The following is an 18,129-nucleotide window of genomic DNA, read 5'->3' on the forward strand; positions in this document are numbered from 1 at the left end:
GTCTTGGATATCAGATGTCCGGGAAGATTCTACGTCACTGAGGGCTGCAGTGCTGTCCTTCCTAAGGGTTGCTTAGCCACCCTTGGCCATGCCTGCCTGATCGGCGATTTCATTCCACACGTGCATGGCCACGTAAGCCCGCCAGGGACGCCAACCGTGGGAGTGTTTCAGTTGATCGGATTTACGGATCAACTCCGGCAGTCGGCGAGTGATGGCTTGCATCAATACCAGGTCAGTCGCTGGCCATGCGTCTGCATCCCGCCAGGCGCGCATGGCAACGTACTCGACCGTCCAGGGCCCAATGCCCGGCAAGTCGAGCAGGCGTTTGCGCAGCGTCTCGACATCCGGTTCGTCGTTGTCGATGTCGAGTTCGCCGTCGGCCACCACCCGGGCGAAGTTCTGCAGCGTTGCCACTCGCTTGGTGGGCATGCCGATCTTGTCCATATTCACCTCGGCCAGCGCACGCGGAGTGGGGAAATGCCAAGGCGTATGAGGGTGAACGGGCGCGCTTGCGGTGGTTCCGGCTCGCTCGACCAGTCGTCCGACAATGGTTGTCGCGGCCTTCACGCTCACCTGCTGGCCGACGATGGTGCGCACTACCAATTCGAATCCGGACCAGGCGCCCGGCACTCGCAAGCCCGGCGCAGCGTCAAGCAGCGTGGCGAGCCACGGGTCCTGGCTCAAGCCCCCGCGGATGGCGTCCGGCTCTGCGTGCAAGTCGAACAGACGGGAGAGGCGTGGCGTCAGCGTGCCCAAGTGGCGGCTGGCTTCGCCGTCGATGCGTACGATCAGCACGTTGCGGCGCGGGTCGCGACGCACGCTCAGCAGGCCGGTATCCCCGGCAATGTCGAGGGTCCGGTAATAAATGTCGTCCTGAACGGTTTCCACGCCGCCTGTGGCTCGACCGGAAAAAAAGCGAAGCATCCGCGTCCAGTCGAAGGGCGGTATGAAGGCGAGCTCAAGCTCATCAGTAGGGGTGCCAACGACGATCTTCATCACATGCTCTTGTGGGGGAACAGGTCGGAGTGCACGACCTCAAACGCGAGAACACAGCAGTTTCATCCCCGCCGCGCCATACACAAAGGCGAGTGTACCTTCGATCCATCGGCGAGCCTTGCGATAGCCGCGCACCATGGGGCCGGTGGAAAACGCGATGGCATAGCCGCAGAAAATGGTGACGCTCAGCACCGCGCAACCGGCGAGGATAATGGCGACTGTTGTCGACGATGCGTCTGGACCCAACCCCAGTGTCATCGTCGCCACCCAGCCCAGCAGCGCTTTCGGGTTGGTGATGTGCATGAGCAGTCCGCGCTGGTAAAGCTTCGACGCGGAAAGGGAAGGGGTCGCTGTTGCTACCCGGGCGATACGCTCATCGGAGGTCAGCGCGGATCGAGCCGCCTTGATCGCCAGAAACAGCAGGTAAGCCCCACCTGCCACCTTGAGGAGCACGAGCGCTTGAGCGTATTGGGTCAGCAAGGCGGAAATCCCGGTGGCCGCCATCGTTCCCCAGAAAAACGACCCGCTGATCACGCCAGCCGCGAGCGCCAGTGCTGATCGCCTGCCTTGGTGCATGGCGACACCCATGATGCGCATGTTGCTCGGTCCGGGGCTGGCGGCGCCGACGATGTAGGCGGTGAACACCAGCAGGAAGTGATGAACGTCGGGTGACATGCGTACTCCTTCACGTAAGGGGCGGCTCGGGCTGTGAGTATCGGGCAAACAAAAGCGACGGCTTCTAGAGTGCCCGAGGCGGGTGGGTGCGAACAGATACAGATGTGAGGAGGCCATGCGTCGGTCTGTATTCCGAGGCCGGTGCGTGCCGTGCTTGAAGGAGAGGCCGCCATTGGTCTAAATCGGCGAGCTATCGACCGCCCATTCGGGCACTGGTAAGAAAATTGTCACCTGCGCCGATTACGGTGGACGCTCCCATCGTGCTGAGACAAAAACGTGGATAAATCAGCCATCCCTCCTGCCGTTTGCCGTATTTCTCGCACTGCGTTTTCTGCGCCTCAACAGATGACCACCCAACCATGACCGCCATTCAGTCTGCCGACTTCACTTTCGACGACAGGCGTGAGCACTCATCGCATGATCAGTTTCAGCCTCTGTTCAAGGGACAGCTCCCTGAGCGCGGCCCTCGGATGATCAAGCATGGAACCGTGGTTGTGGACCTGCCAGGCCCGATGTTGCGAACCGGCGCGATTGATCCGCCGCCCGCTGTTCTGCGCATTCGGCCGACGCGGGATGTGTTTGGCCGTGTGGTCATGCCCGCTCGGGTGTGGCTGCACGCCGGTGAACACGCGGTCATTGCCGGGATCAAGGCGATCCAGCTGCCCCGCAAATGGCTGTCGAAACTGGTGGCGGGCGACGTCATTGGGTTCAGCGATGCGCGGGAGTCAAAGCGGCGGATGCGCATTACCGAAGTGACCGAGACCGGCTGCTGGGCGGCGCTGGAAAAAACCGCCTACGTGGTGCCCGGCGTGACGCTGAACCTGAAGAAACGTGACGGCCGCAAGAAATCGGTGCGCGTTACGGATGTCACTCGCAAGTCCAGACAGCGCATCAAACTGAGGGAAGGCGACCTGCTAACGCTGACCCGGGACCTTCACAGTGGACGGCCTGCGGTGGTGGACCGATCAGGGAGCATCAAGACGCCCGCCACAATTGGTTGCACGTCGTCCTCGGTTTTCGAGACGGTGAAAGCTGGCGATCCGATCGGGTTCGGCGAGGGCATCCTGGGCGGTGTCATAGAAACGGTCGAACCCGACGCGCTTCATGTGCGGATCACCCATGCCCCCGGAAGCGCCAGACTGGAGCGCGACATGCGCATCGACCTGACAACCCGCCGGTCTCGTTAAGCCCGGTCATCTGTCGAATTTACCCAACCTTCACTGGCGCAACGAAACAGAGCATCCATACTCAGCTGCCCCCTTACTGACCTTCGTTGCGTTGTCCGGTTTTCTTCGAGGGCTGATGAACGACCTAGAGGAGATCTGTGCATGGTTATTGCGATCAAAAAGGCTGTGTGTGGTCCGGACTGGCTGGTGATGCTCAACGATTACGCCGTGAAGTTCCGCAGCATGGAGGAGGCGCAATCGTTCGTTGACCGGCTCAAGGCCAGAATCGAAGCGCCTCACGTCATACCGGTTTACTGATCAAGGCATCAGATCGCTTCGTCGCGATGACAGCCTGCCGATCAGACGTCTCAGAGAAGGGATGAAGGTTTGGTCACGAAAACCCGTTGGCCAGGCTTTCGTCCCCTCGCCCTTCATCCCGGATCGATTTAGCCGGCGGAAGTCGGGACGGGGGTGTTGAGCAATTGCTGCTCCCACAAGTACGCGATGCCGCTGCCCGCCGCGTGTTGCTGCAGCACACCCGTCAGGGCTGCGGCGGTTTCAAGCCGGGCCCAATCCCTTTGCCACTCCGCTGCCACCGCCAGCCACGTCATCATGTTCGCGCCCGCCGCGATCATGCGTTGAATGGCAACCTGATGCGCCTCGACGGAAACAGCGCCTGACGCGTCCGTGACCACCGTCACGTCCCAGCCTTCGCCGAGCGCCTGAATCACCGGCATGGCCACGCAGATTTCAGTCCACAGCCCCGCGATGATCAATTGCTTGCGGCCAGTGGCTTTGACCGCGTCCACCACTTTCGGGTCTTCCCACGTGTTGATGAAGGTCCGGTCGATGACTTCCTGGCCGGGGAACACGTCGGTGATTTGCGGGAAGATGTAGCCGCCACGCTCAGCGATGACGCTGGTCAGAATGGTCGGCACATCGAAGGCTTTGGCGGCTTTCGCGAGTGCTGTCGCGTTATTGACCACCATTTGCGGCTCGTGGCTGTTGAGATTGGTAAGTTGGTACGGCTGATGGTCGATCAGCACCAGTACCGAATCTTCCGGACGGAGAAGTGAAGCGAGACCGTTACGAAAAGTCATTGCAGCATCCTTTGTCTTTATAAGCGGGATCAATCCCCCGTCAACGCGTGCTTGTGGCGACGCTGTTCAGGGGACTGTACTGTGCTGTTCCAATACCTGAACCGGTAGTCGCGTCTGGTGATTTGCTGTGTCGCAGAAAGAGGAACGCGGAAGTGGACATCGAAGAGCTTCAAACCTTTGTGGAAATCGCTGATGCCGGAGGCGTTTCACCGGCCGCGAGTCGTCTGGGCGTCTCCAAGTCCATCGTCAGTCGTCGGCTGATGCGGCTTGAAACGGAGCTGGGCGTGCAATTGCTGACGCGCTCCACCCGAGGCGCCGTGCTCACCGAAGCGGGGGCCACCTTTCGTGAACACGCTGCGCGGGTGTGCGCTGAAATGGATGTGGCCCGAGAGGCGATCCTGCCCGCGGGCAGCCTGCGCGGCCGGTTGCGCGTGGCGGCGCCGTTGTCGTTCGGTCCTACTCACTTCGCGCCGGTGCTGGCGGAAATGGCGCGGCGCCACCCGCAGCTGCATATCCAGACCTGCTACAGCGACCGGTTCGTCGACCTCATCGCCGAGGGCTACGACTGCGCGATCCGCGTCGGCTACCTGCCGGATTCCAGCTTGATCGCCCGGGGCATCGGCCCGATCAACGCCAAGCTGCTGGCGAGTCCGGGTTACGTCCAGGCCCACGGCGCTCCCGAAACGCCAGACCAACTCATCAATCACCAGGCCCTGATGACCGGCACTGAAACCTGGCACTTCATGGACGGCGATAAAGTCGTCACGGTTCGCCCGCAAGGACGGTTCAAGGCGGACAACGGTGTGGCGCTGGTGGCGGCGGCGGTCGCAGGCGTGGGGATCGCCTACCTGCCCGATTGCCTGACCTATGACAGCGTGATGTCCGGCGCATTGGTGCCGATCATGACCCGTTTCCCGCCTCCGCCAGCGGGCGCGTACATGGTCCGTCCACCGGGTCAGCACCCTGCGCAGAAAATCCGCATTCTTACCGAGTTGCTGATCGAATACTTCGGCACGTCGCCGCACTTCGCGGGCACTGTGGTGCCCTGATGTTTTGGCGTGAGCCGCACGCGACGGGGTGCAGGTGCGGCCCTTCTGTCATGACATGGCCCCAAGAGGCCATGCCAGACACAAGGCGCCTTTAAAACTCAACCTGGCTTGCCACATTTCAGGTCGGCCTTGGGTTTCCGATTTTCCTCCGTTCACTGAAGCATTCGATCAGCATTTCGGTGAGCACCCGCATCTTTCGCGTGGGGGGCTGGCCGGGTGGCCGGACCACGAAGATGCCTGCTTCGCGGACGGGGTAGCGCTGCATGATGGGCACCAACGCTCCTGCGGCGACATGCTCTTCGATCAAACCCTCAGGCACCATCGCAATGCCCAGCCCCGCCAACGCGGCAGCCACCAGCGCCATGCCGTTGTCTGCCTTGAATTTCCCTTGGGGGCGGACCGTCACGATTCTCTCGGCATCCATGAATTGCCAGGACTCGGTCCCCTGCAAAAGGGCCTCATGCGCCTGGATGTCCGCAGGGTCTTCAGGCGCTCCATGGGCTTCGACGTACTCAGGGCTGGCGACCAACTTCCCTTGGATCGGGCCTACCCGCCTTGCAATCAGGCTGGAATCCTGAAGGTATCCGAGCCGGATGGCACAGTCATATCCCCCCGAAATAATGTCGACCAACCGGTCGCTGTAACAGCTTTGAATGTGCAGGCGTGGATGGCGCCTTCCCAGTTCGGCGAACACCGGTGCGAGGTGTGTGGGCCCGAAGGAAAGCGGCGCGGCAATGCGAAGACGGCCACGCAGCTCTCCTGTGGGCAAGATCATGTCTTTGGCCGTCTCGATCTCGGCGCAGGCTCTGGCTGCGTAGTCCCGGAAGGTCGTTCCCGCTTCCGTAAGCGACGCTCCCCGGGTTGAGCGAGAAAGGAGTTGGATACCCAGTTCAGTTTCCAGTCGAATCAACCGACGGCTGACGATTGATTTAGACAGTCCCAGGCGGAGTGCTGCGGGTGAGACGCCGCCTGCATCAGCCACTTCCACAAATGTCACTAGTGCTTCAATGTCCACTTCATCGTTCCCGGTTTTGCGACACAGAAATCCTCGAAACGGTGCTACCGCTTCAAGATGAAGAACAGCAGAATGCTGTTCTTTCGCATCCTCACTGCCCATGAAGTATGCCGCAAAGACCAAGGGGTTCAGCCAACTTAACTAACGGCCCGATGGCAAGGATCATGAGGGACAATACAGTTAAGGTCTAGCCTCATTAATGTCCAGATACGCCAATAAGTGTTCTTACTGTCAGAAATAAGCGCTTCAGACAGTTTCCCGTTTACTGTTCGAGAGAGTGTAATGCTGAGTCGAAATGACCTGCGCCGGGCTGATATGAACCTTCTGGTGATCTTTGAAGCCATGATGCTTGAACGTAGCGTCAGCCGTGTCGGGCAGAAACTATTTCTCGGCCAGCCTGCCGTGAGTAATGCATTGGGGCGTCTGCGCGCGATGTTTGCAGACCCTTTGTTTATCCGGAATGGACGCCACATGGAGCCCACTGCGCGGGCGCTGGATCTGTTTGAGCGGTTCACGCCGATGCTCGACACGATTGCCCTCACACTCAGTCAAGTGTCCGATTTCAATCCTGCAGAGAGTACGAGGACGTTTCATATTGGAATGTCTGACGATGTCGAATATGGGCTCTTCCCGGCGTTCCTGCGAACATTAAGGAGGGAGGCGCCGACTGTAAAACTGGTCATTCATCATACGGACTGCACTCGGATTTCGAGCTTGCTGGTGAGCGGTGCAATATCAGTCGGTATCAGCCATACCTGTGATTTACCCGCGACGTCTAAACGTAAGTTTTTACGTTCGATCACGCGCATGGTATTAAGAGCGGACTCAAAAACAAAGTGTCTGGAACTCGATGAGTTCTGCTATCGACCCCATGCGACAGTTGCCTCCATGGACATGTTGATCAGCGATGTTGAGCACGCGTTGAAACAACTATCTCGCGCCCGATCAGTTGTACTTTGTGTACCGCAGTTCAGCGCGCTGGCCGTGTTGTTGGCAGGCAGCGATCTGATCGCAGTGGTGCCGGACTATGTGGCTAAAGCCATGTCTGCCTGTTGTGGGGTGCGGGCAGAGCCTGTGCCATTGGAACTGGACGCCTACGATCTGTCGCTGGTGTGGCGCGCCGTAGCTGACAATGATCCAGCGGAGCGTTGGCTGCGGTCGCGCTTCAGTGAGTTTTTGGGCGACAGCAGTGTGTTCCGTCCTCCCGCTCCCCACCCCGTCGATCGGTACCCTAAAGACTCTCTACATACGGGAAACACAGCGGCCCGGACGTAAGGCGGTGGGGGGACACAACCACTTGTCTCGAACCATTCTGGAATTGATGAACCCCATGACCCGTTATGCCCTGGAATTGGATTTGCAACACCCGAGGCTGCACCCACTCCCCACTTTTCCCAAATCTGACCGGCCCCATGACGGTCTGGAACGTTGCGTTGCGTGAGTACTCCGAGAGTCGTGCATCGTCCAGTCCGCCGGTCGCCTCGATCGCCTGGGCCACGACCTGCAACTGGGCATAGGCCAGCGGCGCCATGTAGTGCCCCAAAGGATCGGTGTCTGCCTTGGCTGCACGTGCCTGGTAACGATCAAGAAATTGCGAGACACCCGGGTACATCATCCCGGGGACAGGCTGCCAATATTCGTAATTGATGAAGCCATTGAGCAGGGGGCCTAGCGTGGTCTTCACCGACGTATTCTGAGGGCCGATCATGGCGCCTCCGACCATCTTCGGCCGAAAGGCGTGTGCGTGGATGGCGCGCACCAACCCGATCGAGTCATCGAGGTAGGAGCAGAGGAACAACACGTCGCAGCGACTTTCTGCCGCGGCATCAATAACAGTCTTGAAGTCTTTGGTCGCCAGCGAATAAGTCGCTTCGTGGACGACCTTAAACCCGTATTTCTCGGCGTTCGCTTTGGCGCCGACGACAGGGTTCCGGGAGAACTCCGCGTCGGCGGAAACGAGCGCCACACTCAAGGGGCGTGGTGTCTGGGCTGCTGCCAATTCAAAAAAACCTTCGGTGAGCGCCGCGCCCGGATCGGGTCCTGTGGGAATCACCGCGAAGTAATTCGGATAGGCAAGCGTGTCATTGACGCCCAAGCCCATTAACCCCACGAAAAAGCGCTGCTGTTCCATGATGAATGGCATGGCCGCTAATAGGGTATTGGTGCCGTAGCCGCCGAGGAGCAGATCAACCTTATCTTCATGGACCAGCCGCTGATAGATATCAGGAACGTTCGACGCAATCCCCTCGTCGTCATGGCAAACGAGCTCGACGAGACGCCCAAGCAACCCTCCGCGCTGATTGATTTCCTCTTGCCAAATCTCATGAGCGAGTCGAGCCGACTTGCTATTGCCCGCGAGTGGTCCTGTCAGCGACAGGCTGTAGCCGATTCGTATTAGTGCTGGAGGGATAACTGCTGAGGTGTTGAGTGGCATGTTCTGTCCCTTGATTCAGGTACTGCATCGGGAAATGAAGAGGATCGTAAGTGTGGCGCGGACAGCGCTACGGCCGCTCGCCACACCGCCTCTCACTTTTTATGGGGCGAGCGCGATGCCCGACTGTGCTCAAACCAGATGGGTGGCTTCGTGGGGGTCGAACATCGAGATATCGCTGAGCCTTGCCGTTGCCGGTGCGTCGTTTTGCAAGACGTCCCAATGTTCGGCCAGCTTTCCGTCCTCAATTCTGAACAGATCGACCACCACTTGTGGAACATCTGCCCAACCACGGATACGCCCGTGAATGGCCACCATATTGTCTTCCGCCACCATCAGCCCCGGCTCGTAATAAACCGCGTCCGACAGGTTGCTCACGAGACCTTCCAACGCATCGCGACCTTGAGGGATGGTGGGGTTGTGCTGGATGTAATGGGACGAGTAGAACCGACGGACCGCCGACGCGTCACGATGCTGGAACAATGAGGTCATGGCTTCGAGCACCAACGCTTTATTGCGTGTGGGCCGGTTATCGAGGGACCGGTCGGCGGGGCGCGTGACAGTCATTTTGCCGGTCATCCGCAGAAACGTGCCGGTTGCCAGCGTGGCATGAGAGTGAACCTGGCCGCGATCGTAGTCCTGAACGTTCGTGACGGTAGCGCCGTCCTTTTCTTGCCAGCTCACGGCGAACATACTGTTGCCCAGTGGTACGACATGAATGGAGACGCGCTCTATCTTTGCGAAAGGCCCTTCCTTGATTTCGAAGCTCAGCTGGGTGTTTGAAAGCAAAGTCAGGCTGACTTGGAAATCTGGATAGGAGACATCCATCTGCAGCCCGATCGGAAAATTGTCCATCGACATGTGTGCGGTTCCTCGTTTTTATTGGGGGCGCGGGTGAGTCGAGCGGGTTCGGCTGCTGTTGCTGTTGAAATGGCACGCTCACCGCCCGCCGTACTGTGCGATTGCGGGACCCGGCGCGGTAGTCGCATCAGTTGAAGATCTGTGTCGCAGAAAGAGGAACGGCGAAGCCGCATCGTGCGCTGGCTGAGATGCTGCGGATCCGCAAGCTGGCGATCTTCAGATAGGGTTCAGCGTCGGGTGCGATTGCGCCACATCACCCGCTGTGCGCGATTCCGTCAAGGAAGCACGCAGTAAACGTCGTACCGCTCTCAGCGTTTGAGCTGACGGTTACGTCACCGCCGTGGGCCTGGGCGATTTCCCGGACGATGAACAGGCCCAGACCCACGCTTCTGACGTCATCGTCCTTGGCGCTGTGACGCGTCATGGGTTCAAACAGGCTGGCCAGTGCGCCCTCGGAAATGACAGAGCCCCAATTCTGAACCGAGACAGCGGCCATGCCGTTTGCCAGAGTCGATACGACAGTGATGGGCTGTTGGGGATCGCCGTAAGCCACGCTGTTGGCGACCAGATTGCCAACAAGTTGTTGAAGGCGGTCGGCATCCAGTTCAACGTTTCCGTCGCCAGAGGGATGATGCCGCAATGTCGCGGCCGGAAAGGCCAGTTGGAGTTCGTTCAGACACTGGCTGACGACCCTGTGCAGCGCGACCGAAGAGCGATTGATGCCAATGCCGTTGCCAGCTCGGACCAACGCCAGGTCCAGCAGGTCCGCGATCATGCGCTGGGCGCGGTCAGACGATTTCCCGATGTGCTCCAACAGCTTTGCTTCCTTGGCGGTACGCTCGCCGCGGATCAGCATGTCGGTGGCCATGCGAATAGCCGTCAACGGGTTTTTCAGATCGTGACTGGCAATCGCGACCATCTGTTCTGCAAACAAGGCGCGACGCTGAGCTTTTTCGTAGGCGACGCTCAGGTCCACTTTCGCTTGTCGGAGCGCCGATTCTGCGGCTGTTTTTTCTTTCAACAACTCTTCGGCGTGTCGGCGAGCGTTCAGCAGCTCTCGCTCATACCGGTCGCGATCGGTGGTGCCAAACAGCGCCAATTCGTAAAAGGCCCCGTCGGGGTGGTCTCGCCGAACACCATTGAGCAGCATGGTCAAGGCATGCCCGTCGCGGTGCAGCACCTCCAGTTTCACCTCCGCCACGGAGCCTTGCATCTGCATCAGCGGCGCCCAGTGGGTCTGGTGAAAAATCCGCCCGCCCATGGTGAGCAAACTCTGGAAGCGACGCCCTTGCAGCGCAGCTGAATCAAAGCCTGTCCACTCGCAGAAAATTCTGTTCGTACGCAGGATCGAGCCGTCTTCCGTGGTGAGGATCAGGCCACAGGGGGCACCTTCGAACAAGGCCTCGAAGTCGGGTGGCATTGGCCGATCAGCTGGCATGCGCGCCAATCCACGGCGCCAGGAATATATCCATGGCCTCAGAGCAGGCACTCGGCGCGCTCATGTGCGGGCAGTGCCCGACGTTGGGCACGATGCACAACGTACTCTCGGGCAGGACCGCGTGCAGGTACTCGCCCACGGCAACCGGTGCAATGAGGTCTTCGGTCGATTGCAGAATCAGCGTGGGGGTCGCGAGCCCTGCGATATCGGTACGGTTGTCCGACATGAACGTGACCCTGGCGAATTGCTTGGCGATCTCGGGCTCGGTCCGGCAGAAGCTGTTGGTGAGTTCTTCGCTGAGCGCGGGTTGTCCGGGCGCGCCCATGATGACAGGGGCCATGGTGCTGGACCAGCCAAGGTAGTTGCTATCGAGGGTTTCGAGCAGGGAGTGGATGTCATTCAGGGTGAAGCCGCCGACATAATCGTCGGTGTCGATGTAGCACGGGGAGGGACCCACCATCACATGGGCGGCGATGCGGCCCGGGTGCAGCCGGTCTGCCAGCGCACTGATCATGGAACTCACGGAATGGCTCACGAGAATGACAGGACCGACACCGTACTCATCGATGATCTCGTTCAGATCCTGGGCATACCCGATCAGCGACGCGTATTTTTCGGAATCATAGTCGCCCAGGTCAGACTGGCCAGCGCCGACGAGATCATACATCACCACTCGAAAGTGATCAGTGAAGTGGCGGTAGAGGTAACGCCACATGGTCTGGTCGCAGCCAAAACCGTGGGAAAAAATCAGCGTCGCAGGGCCGCTGCCTTCCACTCTGATGTTGTTGCGTTGGCGAAGACCCATTTCGAGATTCCGTTAAGCCAAAGCCACATTGGCTACGGTAGCGCGAATAGTGCTCGTCATACGGAACGGGAGCAAGCGTCTGCGGGCGATGCAGGCTCGTTTTATGCTCTGATGAAGAATCAGCGATTCACGAGAGCCCGATTCAGAGGCGGCACGGCCAGATCGGCTTCGTCATCAAAGAGGCGGGAAAACCGAGTTCGCGTGCAGGTCGCTGGTCGGACGAAAACGCTGCTAAGGAGGGCACCCATGATGGCGGGCACATCGGCGTAGGGATCAATCATCACCACGCCGACGTGCGGGACCGGATTAGAACTTGTACGCCTGACGACCGATCAACAGCCACTGGCCTTTCTGCTTCTGCCAGATCTGGAAGTTTTCGATTTCGGTCGGGACTTCCACGCCGCTGTTCACGGCTTGGGCGGAGAAGTGGTTGCGGACCAGTGCGACGTCGCCGTCCATGGTGATTTTCTGGTTCAGCATCTGCAGGGTCTTGAAGCCACTGCGGCCGGTTTCGATGTCGGCGATGAATTCATCCTTGTTCTGAACCTTGCCGCTGGAGTGGCCATAGGTGACTTTGTCGGAGGTCAGGGCCGCCAGGGTTTTGGTGTCCTTGTGCAGCATCGCCTGCGTCATTTTGTCGACTGCTTTGGCCACGTTCTGCTCGTCGGCCGATGGGGCGGCAGCAACGTAACCCGAAAACAGACACACAAAACCCACCAGCACTTTGAACTTGGTCATCGATATTTCCTTGTTGTTGTCGTGGGATGCGAAACGCATCCCTGTGTAGGCACGGAGGCAACCGTGAGGTTTGTTGGCTAAGGGATCAGAGATCGGTGATTTCCTTGTGGCGCGGCACCAGCGCTTTCATCACGCTCCACGCCACGAGATAGGCCAGGGCGCAGATGGCAAACATGATCATGTAGCCGGTGTGGATGTCGTTGATCGACTTGTAATAGTCAAAGACCCAACCGCCGATCTTGGTCATGACCACGCCACCCAGACCGCCGGCCATGCCGCCAATGCCCACGACCGATGCCACGGTTTTCTGGGGGAACATGTCGGACACCGTGGTGAAAATGTTGCACGACCACGCCTGATGCGCCGACGCGCCGATGCCGATCAACAGCACGGGCACCCAGAAACTGATGTACCCGAACGGTTGCGCCAGCAACACCAGCAACGGGAACAGCGCGATGATCAGCATGGCTTTCATGCGGCCGTCGTACGGCTTGTCGCCCCGTGCCATGAAGTAACTCGGGAACCAGCCGCCGCCGATGCTACCGACCATGGTCATGCTGTACAGCACGAACAGCGGCATCACGATGGCCGCGCCTTTCATGTTGTATTGCGCGGACAGGTACGTCGGGAGCCAGAACAGGAAGAACCACCACACGCCGTCAGTCATGAATTTGCCGAACGCGAAGGCCCACGTCTGGCGATAGGTCAGAAGTTTGAACCACGAGACCTTCTTCGCAGGCGCACCCGGCACCGGGGCAGCCTGGACAGCTTCGGCTTCGTCGCCGCGAATGTAGGCCAGCTCTTCGGCGGTCAGGCGTTTTTGCTGATCCGGTTTTTCATACAGGGCCACCCACATGCCCAGCCAGACGAAACCGAGCAGGCCGATCACGATGAACGCCGATTCCCAGCCCCACGCCGCAGCGATCAGCGGCACGCAGATCGGCGCGGCGATCGCACCGACGTTGGCGCCGGAGTTGAAAATCCCGGTGGCGAACGAGCGCTCGGTCTTCGGAAAATATTCGGCCGTGGCTTTGATCGCGATCGGGAAGTTACCCGCTTCGCCGATGGCCAGCACGGCCCGCGACAGCATGAACCCGGCGATGGACACGGGAATCGCGGCAAACCCCAGTGCCGTGGTGATCGCGCCAATGCCTTGCCCCAGCGGTACCGCGAACGCGTGCATCACGGCGCCGGTGGACCAGACGCCAATCGCCACGACGTAGGCGGTTTTGGTGCCGATCTTGTCGACGACACGACCGGCGAAGATCATCGCGATGGCGTAGACGAACTGAAAGACCGAGGCAATGTTGGCGTAGTCAGTGTTGCTCCAGCCAAATTCAGTCGACAGGTCCGGGGCCAGCAGGCTGAGCACCTGGCGATCCAGGTAGTTGACCGTGGTGGCGAAAAACAGCAGCGCGCAGATCGTCCAGCGGTATTTGCCGACAGACCGTGTGGCCGCCCGTGTGACGCTTTGCGGATGGGTGGACTCGTTCAGATTCATGGCATCACTATTATTTTTGGAGGGGTGATGATCTCGCGACCGGTTCAGCGAGCGCGCGGTGACCGGCGTCTCGGAATCGCAATAGGGAGGTCAGAGGTCTAACCACTTCGCAGTCGAGCGCGTGAATCTTTTTTGAGCGAGTGGCGTTTTCCAGGGCAGCAAACGGCCGGGGGAGAACCCGCAGACGGGGTTTGGGCTGAGATAAGCAAGCAGGTCGAATTCATTGTGGTGACCGACATTTTTATTTTTTGAGGTGACTCGACGATTATTCGTCTGTCGTCGTACAACGGTGTAGTTATAGCGAGCGTTTCGTCAGGCTGTCAATCGCTCAAGCAACGGCGATGACTGCGATATCCGGCGCTCCGGGTCATTGGCCCTCTGCAAAGGCCGAAATGCCGTGTCGCGGAAGGTTCGCGGCATGGCATTCCGATTCAAGCGAATCCACAGGGTCGCGTCTCACGTCCGGAAGAAATGGAAGAGCTGAGCCACGATGAGCTGATTCAGGCGAGACGGGATTTCCCAAGCTGAAATTGCCCGGCAATCAGCGCAACCCGGGCGCCGTACAGGCGTGCCGTTTCAAGGTCTCCTGAGGACATCTCTTCAGGGGACGCATCGGCAGGCGTCTGCGCCATGGGCGCGATGTACGAGCCCATGCGATTCGGGTCGTCGCGCTTCGAGGCCTTGAGGTTCGCCGGTTTGATGTCCAGCCCGACCCAGATCCCGCCGTGCTGCCCTGAGAGCAAGACGAAGTATTCAAGGGTATTGAGCTTGTCGCCGTTGAGGCTCGCGCTGTTGGTGAAGCCGCCAAAAATCTTGTTCTGCCAGGCGCCTTCGAACCAAGGTTTGGAGGAAGCATCCGCGAATTTTTTGAACTGCCAGCTTGGGCCGCCCATGTACGTCGGCGAGCCAAAAACGATGGCATCCGCGCTGGCCAGGGTCTGCCATGCGTCGTCGGAAAGGTTGCCCTCGGAGTCGATGGCCAACAACACAGCGCCAGTGCCTGCGCCTTCGGCCACCGCGCTGGCCATGCGCGCGGTGTGGCCATAGCCGGAGTGATAGACGACAGCGGTTCTAACAGGTGTGGAAGGGGAATTCATGGGGACGCTCTCTAACGTTGAGTGGAAGGATGGGCAACGTGAGCGCTACTCTACTGAGTCAGAAATACGCTATAAATAATGTCTTCGTGAACGCTCTGTTCTCATTTCGGTGAACAATGCCTCATCTCCAGACACTTCTGATTTTTGCCCGCGTCGCGGAACTGATGAGCTTTACCCGAGCCGCTGAAAGCCTGGGCATTCAGAAGGGGCGAGTCTCGACCGTCATTCGCGAGCTGGAGCGTGAGGTGGGCGCCACGCTTTTGCACCGGACGACGCGCAGCGTGCAACTGACCGAGGACGGGCGCGCTTTCTATTCGCGTGCTCGGGACCTTCTGGCCGATGCGCAGGACATGCAATCGATGTTCGCCAGCAACGGCGCTCCTTTGAGGGGGCGATTGCGTGTCGACATGCCGACCGAGTTGGCGAGGACCGTGGTCATCCCCGCGCTGCCGCAGTTCCTCAAGGCGAATCCCGAGTTGGAGCTGGAGTTGTCCAGCACTGATCGGCGGGTTGATCTCGTACAGGAAGGGTTCGACTGCGTGATCCGGCTCGGGCCGATCCTCGACGACACGCTGATCGCCCGATCACTGGGCCGTTTGCGCATGATGAACGCGGCGAGCCCTCACTATTTGGCGATGTACGGCACACCGCAGACGCTCGACGATCTGCTGAGGCAGGGGCACCAAATGATTCACTACACCCCCACTTTCGGCGCCCGATTGATGGGGTGGGAGTATCCGGAGGGTGAGGGGTATGGATCGCTGGCGCTGCCCGGCGTGATGCAGGTCAACAGCGTGCAGACCTACCATGCAGCGGGGCTGGCGGGCATCGGACTGATTCAAGGCGGTTACCTGGCGCTGGCGCAGCACATCCAGCGCGGCGATCTGGTGGAAGTGCTCCCCGAGCTTAGGCCCGAGCCGCTTGCCGCTTCGCTCGTTGTCGCCCATCGGCGCAATCTTTCCCAGCGGGTGCGAGCCTTCATGAGCTGGATTGAAGGGGTATTGAAACCCTATCTCGATGAGCCGGTTTGACGAGCGTCTTGCCATCCGGCGGGTGTTTCTTCTCGCCAGCGTGGGGGATGTTTTTCGTCGCCGCGACCCCTTGATAAATTGTTTCCCACGCTTGCACAGCGTGCTGTCGCCTAAAGGAGCGAACCTGCAGTCATGAGCATTCAATCGCGTCTTACACCCTTGCAACCCGATCAGATGAGTGAAGATCAGCAGCGCGTGCTCGCTGACATTCTGAAGGGCCCTCGCGGCAACCTGGATGGCCCGTTTCTGGCCTGGATTCACAGCCCGGCGCTGGCGGACCACGCCCAACGTCTCGGGGCGTTCTGCCGATATGGTACGGCCCTGGAACTGCGGCTCACCGAACTCGCCATTCTGACGACGGCCGCCTGGTGGCGCTCTCAGGCCGAGTGGCAGATTCACGCGCCCATCGCCAGAAGTGCAGGTGTTTCCGACAGCGTGATCGACGCGCTCAGGGAGCAACGCTCCCCAACGTTTACGCGCGCCGATGAGCAATGTGTCTACGACATCGGCCATTCGCTTTACCACACCCGAAGGGTCGATAAAGCGCTCTACGACCAGGGCGTCGCGCTGTTTGGCGAGTCTGCAATGGTCGAGCTGATCGGGGTGTATGGGTATTACGCGTTGGTGGCGATGACGCTCAATGTGTTTGATGTGCGACGTGATTCAGGGGCGCCGCTGCCGTTCGATGAATAGCTTTCGGTGGGTGCTTTCTTCTTAACGTTCTCGTTCATGGCGCAGGTGTCGATCTGCGCCATGAACGAACTCAATCAAACGCCGGCTTGCTGATGGCGCCATTCCTGGGTGCGCCCGCCATAGCCGTACGCGGCCGCGCGTGCGTCGACGAGATGCACGTAGGACACGTCGTGCAGGTCTGGCATCAACCGCTTCAGCCCGGCATGAACCTCCGCGAGAAACAGCGCTTTCTCCTGTTTTGTATTGGTCTCGTCGGTGATGCTGATGAGGAGGTGAAACGCACTTCCCCCCGTCACTGACAAGGGTTGTCCTGCGATGAACCAGTCTTCATCGGCAACGTATTGGACGGTCGTTGCCATGAGTTGGGGTTGTTTGCCCAATACTTCGGCAGTGAGCTGATTAATCAGCACCATCGCTTTTTGACCGAGATCGGGATTGCGTGGGCCGGACAGCTGGAGCGTGATAGAAGGCATGACGGTGTCCTTTCTGTGGGTGGATGCCGATCATTCTGTGTGCACCCGTTCCATTGGAAAAGCCGTATGATGCGATGGTTGCCATCGGTTTATCGGGTGGATGAATATGCGCGGTTTTGATTTCGAGCAGTTAAGAACGCTGGTGGCGGTCGTTGATGCGGGCAGTATTTCAGCGGCTGTCTCCACCCGGTTTCTCTCGCAGTCCTCGCTGAGCGAGCAATTACGAAAGCTTGAAGAGGCCGCCGGTGGGCAACTCCTCGTTCGCAGCAAAATGGGCGTGCAGACGACCGCTGTGGGCGAGCGCATGGTGGATCACGCGCGCAAAATCCTGGCGTTGGCCGATGCGGCATGGCGTGACATGCACGGCATTCCGCTGGAAGGCGAACTTAACCTCGGCATCTCGGATTACTTCAGACCGAGTCATCTCATGGGATTGCTGAACCGGATCGCCCAGCAGCATCCGGGCTTACGGATTCGCACGCAGGTGGGCAAAAGCGATGAAGTCATGGCCGCCCACCGCAACGGTGCGCTTGACCTGGCGATCGTGATGCGGATTGTCGGGTCTGCGCCCGGAACACCCAGCGACGTAAGGGTGCTTCGCACAGAGCGTTTGATTTGGGTCATGGCCAACGGACAAAAGATGGCCTGCGAGCAAAAGCCCATCGAACTCGCCTTGCTGCCCGAGACCTGTTCGCTGCATCGGCTGGTACGTCAGCAACTCGACACGCACCGTCGGCCGCATGTCATCGCCCATATCGCCTCAGGCGTCGCGGGCCTTCAGGCTGCTGTGGGAGCAGGGCTGGGCATTGGCTGCCTCAATGCATCGGCCTTGATCGAACCGGGCATGGTGGAAGTGCCCAAAGGCTTTTTGCCTGCGCTGCCTGATGCTGAATTCGTGCTGCTGGAAACGAAGCAAAGCGACTCGAAGGCCAGCCTAAGATTGCAATCCATTGCCGAGGTTATCGCTGCGACGTTGGCGGTGTAACCCGGATGACGTCGCGCGAGTGCGCCAGCCCGCATTCCGCGCATGGATCTGATGGCGACGTCCATCAGATCCATG

Annotated in this window: 19 protein-coding genes; 7 read left to right on the forward strand and 12 right to left on the reverse strand. The window is 59.5% G+C overall.

The features are described 5' to 3' along the window. Window positions 1–72 precede the first annotated feature (72 nt). Both GVN17_RS16370 and GVN17_RS16375 read right to left on the reverse strand, forming a co-directional pair. Window positions 73–996, reverse strand: coding sequence for a DNA-3-methyladenine glycosylase (locus tag GVN17_RS16370; RefSeq protein WP_166596293.1), 924 nt, complete (start codon window positions 994–996; stop codon window positions 73–75). A gap of 39 nt (window positions 997–1,035) precedes the next feature. Then, on the reverse strand, window positions 1,036–1,671 hold the full coding sequence (locus GVN17_RS16375) for a LysE family translocator (RefSeq protein ID WP_166596294.1): 636 nt from the start codon (window positions 1,669–1,671) through the stop codon (window positions 1,036–1,038). Window positions 1,672–2,030: 359 nt separating this feature from the next. On the opposite strand from GVN17_RS16375, the gene GVN17_RS16380 reads away from it, so the two are divergent. Then, complete coding sequence (locus GVN17_RS16380) at window positions 2,031–2,858, forward strand: hypothetical protein (RefSeq protein ID WP_166596295.1); 828 nt, start codon at window positions 2,031–2,033, stop codon at window positions 2,856–2,858. Between the two features lie 141 nt (window positions 2,859–2,999). Continuing rightward, window positions 3,000–3,155, forward strand: a complete 156-nt coding sequence (locus GVN17_RS16385) for a hypothetical protein (protein ID WP_166596296.1) — start codon at window positions 3,000–3,002, stop codon at window positions 3,153–3,155. A 128-nt stretch (window positions 3,156–3,283) separates the two neighbouring features. On the opposite strand, the gene GVN17_RS16390 is transcribed toward GVN17_RS16385, so the two are convergent. Next, window positions 3,284–3,937 carry a hydrolase gene (locus GVN17_RS16390; protein WP_166596297.1) on the reverse strand — a complete coding sequence of 218 codons (654 nt, stop codon included), beginning with the start codon at window positions 3,935–3,937 and terminating at the stop codon, window positions 3,284–3,286. A 152-nt stretch (window positions 3,938–4,089) separates the two neighbouring features. Between GVN17_RS16390 and GVN17_RS16395 the strand changes: the two genes are divergently transcribed. Then, window positions 4,090–4,986 (forward strand): LysR family transcriptional regulator, encoded by an 897-nt coding sequence (locus GVN17_RS16395; RefSeq protein WP_166596298.1) that lies wholly within the window; start codon window positions 4,090–4,092, stop codon window positions 4,984–4,986. A 118-nt stretch (window positions 4,987–5,104) separates the two neighbouring features. Here the strand turns inward: GVN17_RS16395 and GVN17_RS16400 are convergent, their stop codons facing one another. Next, complete coding sequence (locus GVN17_RS16400; protein ID WP_166596376.1) at window positions 5,105–6,001, reverse strand: LysR family transcriptional regulator; 897 nt, start codon at window positions 5,999–6,001, stop codon at window positions 5,105–5,107. A gap of 282 nt (window positions 6,002–6,283) precedes the next feature. Between GVN17_RS16400 and GVN17_RS16405 the strand changes: the two genes are divergently transcribed. After that, window positions 6,284–7,276 (forward strand): LysR family transcriptional regulator, encoded by a 993-nt coding sequence (locus GVN17_RS16405; RefSeq protein ID WP_306167757.1) that lies wholly within the window; start codon window positions 6,284–6,286, stop codon window positions 7,274–7,276. Here GVN17_RS16405 and GVN17_RS16410 read toward each other — a convergent pair. From GVN17_RS16410 to GVN17_RS16440, 7 genes are all read right to left on the reverse strand, one after another. Then, window positions 7,233–8,435, reverse strand: coding sequence for an amino acid ABC transporter substrate-binding protein (locus GVN17_RS16410; RefSeq protein ID WP_166596299.1), 1,203 nt, complete (start codon window positions 8,433–8,435; stop codon window positions 7,233–7,235). The two genes, GVN17_RS16405 and GVN17_RS16410, sit on opposite strands and share 44 nt — an antisense overlap. A 129-nt stretch (window positions 8,436–8,564) precedes the next feature. Next, window positions 8,565–9,293, reverse strand: coding sequence for a nuclear transport factor 2 family protein (locus tag GVN17_RS16415; protein ID WP_166596300.1), 729 nt, complete (start codon window positions 9,291–9,293; stop codon window positions 8,565–8,567). Between the two features lie 253 nt (window positions 9,294–9,546). Next, on the reverse strand, window positions 9,547–10,731 hold the full coding sequence (locus tag GVN17_RS16420) for a PAS domain-containing sensor histidine kinase (protein WP_166596301.1): 1,185 nt from the start codon (window positions 10,729–10,731) through the stop codon (window positions 9,547–9,549). After that, window positions 10,721–11,536: an alpha/beta fold hydrolase gene (locus GVN17_RS16425; protein WP_166596302.1), complete on the reverse strand. Its 816-nt coding sequence runs from the start codon at window positions 11,534–11,536 to the stop codon at window positions 10,721–10,723. Before GVN17_RS16425 ends, GVN17_RS16420 begins: the two co-directional genes overlap by 11 nt. A 306-nt stretch (window positions 11,537–11,842) precedes the next feature. Beyond that, a complete protein-coding gene (locus GVN17_RS16430) occupies window positions 11,843–12,274 on the reverse strand; it encodes a nuclear transport factor 2 family protein (protein ID WP_166596303.1) in 432 nt (143 codons plus the stop codon). A gap of 85 nt (window positions 12,275–12,359) precedes the next feature. Further along, entirely contained in the window at window positions 12,360–13,775 is a 1,416-nt protein-coding gene (locus tag GVN17_RS16435) for an MFS transporter (protein WP_166596304.1), read from the reverse strand. Between the two features lie 500 nt (window positions 13,776–14,275). Then, window positions 14,276–14,872, reverse strand: coding sequence for a flavodoxin family protein (locus GVN17_RS16440; RefSeq protein ID WP_166596305.1), 597 nt, complete (start codon window positions 14,870–14,872; stop codon window positions 14,276–14,278). A 116-nt stretch (window positions 14,873–14,988) separates the two neighbouring features. On the opposite strand from GVN17_RS16440, the gene GVN17_RS16445 reads away from it, so the two are divergent. Then, window positions 14,989–15,903 carry a LysR family transcriptional regulator gene (locus GVN17_RS16445; protein WP_166596306.1) on the forward strand — a complete coding sequence of 305 codons (915 nt, stop codon included), beginning with the start codon at window positions 14,989–14,991 and terminating at the stop codon, window positions 15,901–15,903. Between the two features lie 132 nt (window positions 15,904–16,035). Next, window positions 16,036–16,596, forward strand: a complete 561-nt coding sequence (locus GVN17_RS16450; RefSeq protein ID WP_166596307.1) for a carboxymuconolactone decarboxylase family protein — start codon at window positions 16,036–16,038, stop codon at window positions 16,594–16,596. Between the two features lie 74 nt (window positions 16,597–16,670). Here the strand turns inward: GVN17_RS16450 and GVN17_RS16455 are convergent, their stop codons facing one another. Then, window positions 16,671–17,069, reverse strand: coding sequence for a 4-oxalocrotonate tautomerase (locus GVN17_RS16455; RefSeq protein WP_166596308.1), 399 nt, complete (start codon window positions 17,067–17,069; stop codon window positions 16,671–16,673). A 106-nt stretch (window positions 17,070–17,175) separates the two neighbouring features. Here GVN17_RS16455 and GVN17_RS16460 point away from each other — a divergent pair, with 106 nt between their 5' ends. Further along, window positions 17,176–18,054, forward strand: a complete 879-nt coding sequence (locus tag GVN17_RS16460) for a LysR family transcriptional regulator (RefSeq protein WP_166596309.1) — start codon at window positions 17,176–17,178, stop codon at window positions 18,052–18,054. The last annotated feature ends 75 nt before the right edge of the window (window positions 18,055–18,129 follow it).

The sequence above is a fragment of the Pseudomonas sp. SLFW genome (genome assembly GCF_009905615.1).
In the GTDB taxonomy this organism is placed as follows: Bacteria; Pseudomonadota; Gammaproteobacteria; order Pseudomonadales; family Pseudomonadaceae; genus Aquipseudomonas; species Aquipseudomonas bambusae.

Bases quoted from the DNA above. Each gene is read 5' to 3' on its own strand.
- GVN17_RS16375 (WP_166596294.1), bottom strand. From the start codon at position 1,671: ATGTCACCCGACGTTCATCACTTCCTGCTGGTGTTCACCGCCTACATC.
- GVN17_RS16410 (WP_166596299.1), bottom strand. From the start codon at position 8,435: ATGCCACTCAACACCTCAGCAGTTATCCCTCCAGCACTAATACGAATC.
- GVN17_RS16435 (WP_166596304.1), bottom strand. From the start codon at position 13,775: ATGAATCTGAACGAGTCCACCCATCCGCAAAGCGTCACACGGGCGGCC.
- GVN17_RS16405 (WP_306167757.1), top strand. From the start codon at position 6,284: ATGCTGAGTCGAAATGACCTGCGCCGGGCTGATATGAACCTTCTGGTG.
- GVN17_RS16440 (WP_166596305.1), bottom strand. From the start codon at position 14,872: ATGAATTCCCCTTCCACACCTGTTAGAACCGCTGTCGTCTATCACTCC.
- GVN17_RS16370 (WP_166596293.1), bottom strand. From the start codon at position 996: ATGAAGATCGTCGTTGGCACCCCTACTGATGAGCTTGAGCTCGCCTTC.
- GVN17_RS16415 (WP_166596300.1), bottom strand. From the start codon at position 9,293: ATGTCGATGGACAATTTTCCGATCGGGCTGCAGATGGATGTCTCCTAT.
- GVN17_RS16390 (WP_166596297.1), bottom strand. From the start codon at position 3,937: ATGACTTTTCGTAACGGTCTCGCTTCACTTCTCCGTCCGGAAGATTCG.
- GVN17_RS16430 (WP_166596303.1), bottom strand. From the start codon at position 12,274: ATGACCAAGTTCAAAGTGCTGGTGGGTTTTGTGTGTCTGTTTTCGGGT.
- GVN17_RS16385 (WP_166596296.1), top strand. From the start codon at position 3,000: ATGGTTATTGCGATCAAAAAGGCTGTGTGTGGTCCGGACTGGCTGGTG.
- GVN17_RS16445 (WP_166596306.1), top strand. From the start codon at position 14,989: ATGCCTCATCTCCAGACACTTCTGATTTTTGCCCGCGTCGCGGAACTG.
- GVN17_RS16450 (WP_166596307.1), top strand. From the start codon at position 16,036: ATGAGCATTCAATCGCGTCTTACACCCTTGCAACCCGATCAGATGAGT.
- GVN17_RS16455 (WP_166596308.1), bottom strand. From the start codon at position 17,069: ATGCCTTCTATCACGCTCCAGCTGTCCGGCCCACGCAATCCCGATCTC.
- GVN17_RS16380 (WP_166596295.1), top strand. From the start codon at position 2,031: ATGACCGCCATTCAGTCTGCCGACTTCACTTTCGACGACAGGCGTGAG.
- GVN17_RS16420 (WP_166596301.1), bottom strand. From the start codon at position 10,731: ATGCCAGCTGATCGGCCAATGCCACCCGACTTCGAGGCCTTGTTCGAA.
- GVN17_RS16460 (WP_166596309.1), top strand. From the start codon at position 17,176: ATGCGCGGTTTTGATTTCGAGCAGTTAAGAACGCTGGTGGCGGTCGTT.
- GVN17_RS16425 (WP_166596302.1), bottom strand. From the start codon at position 11,536: ATGGGTCTTCGCCAACGCAACAACATCAGAGTGGAAGGCAGCGGCCCT.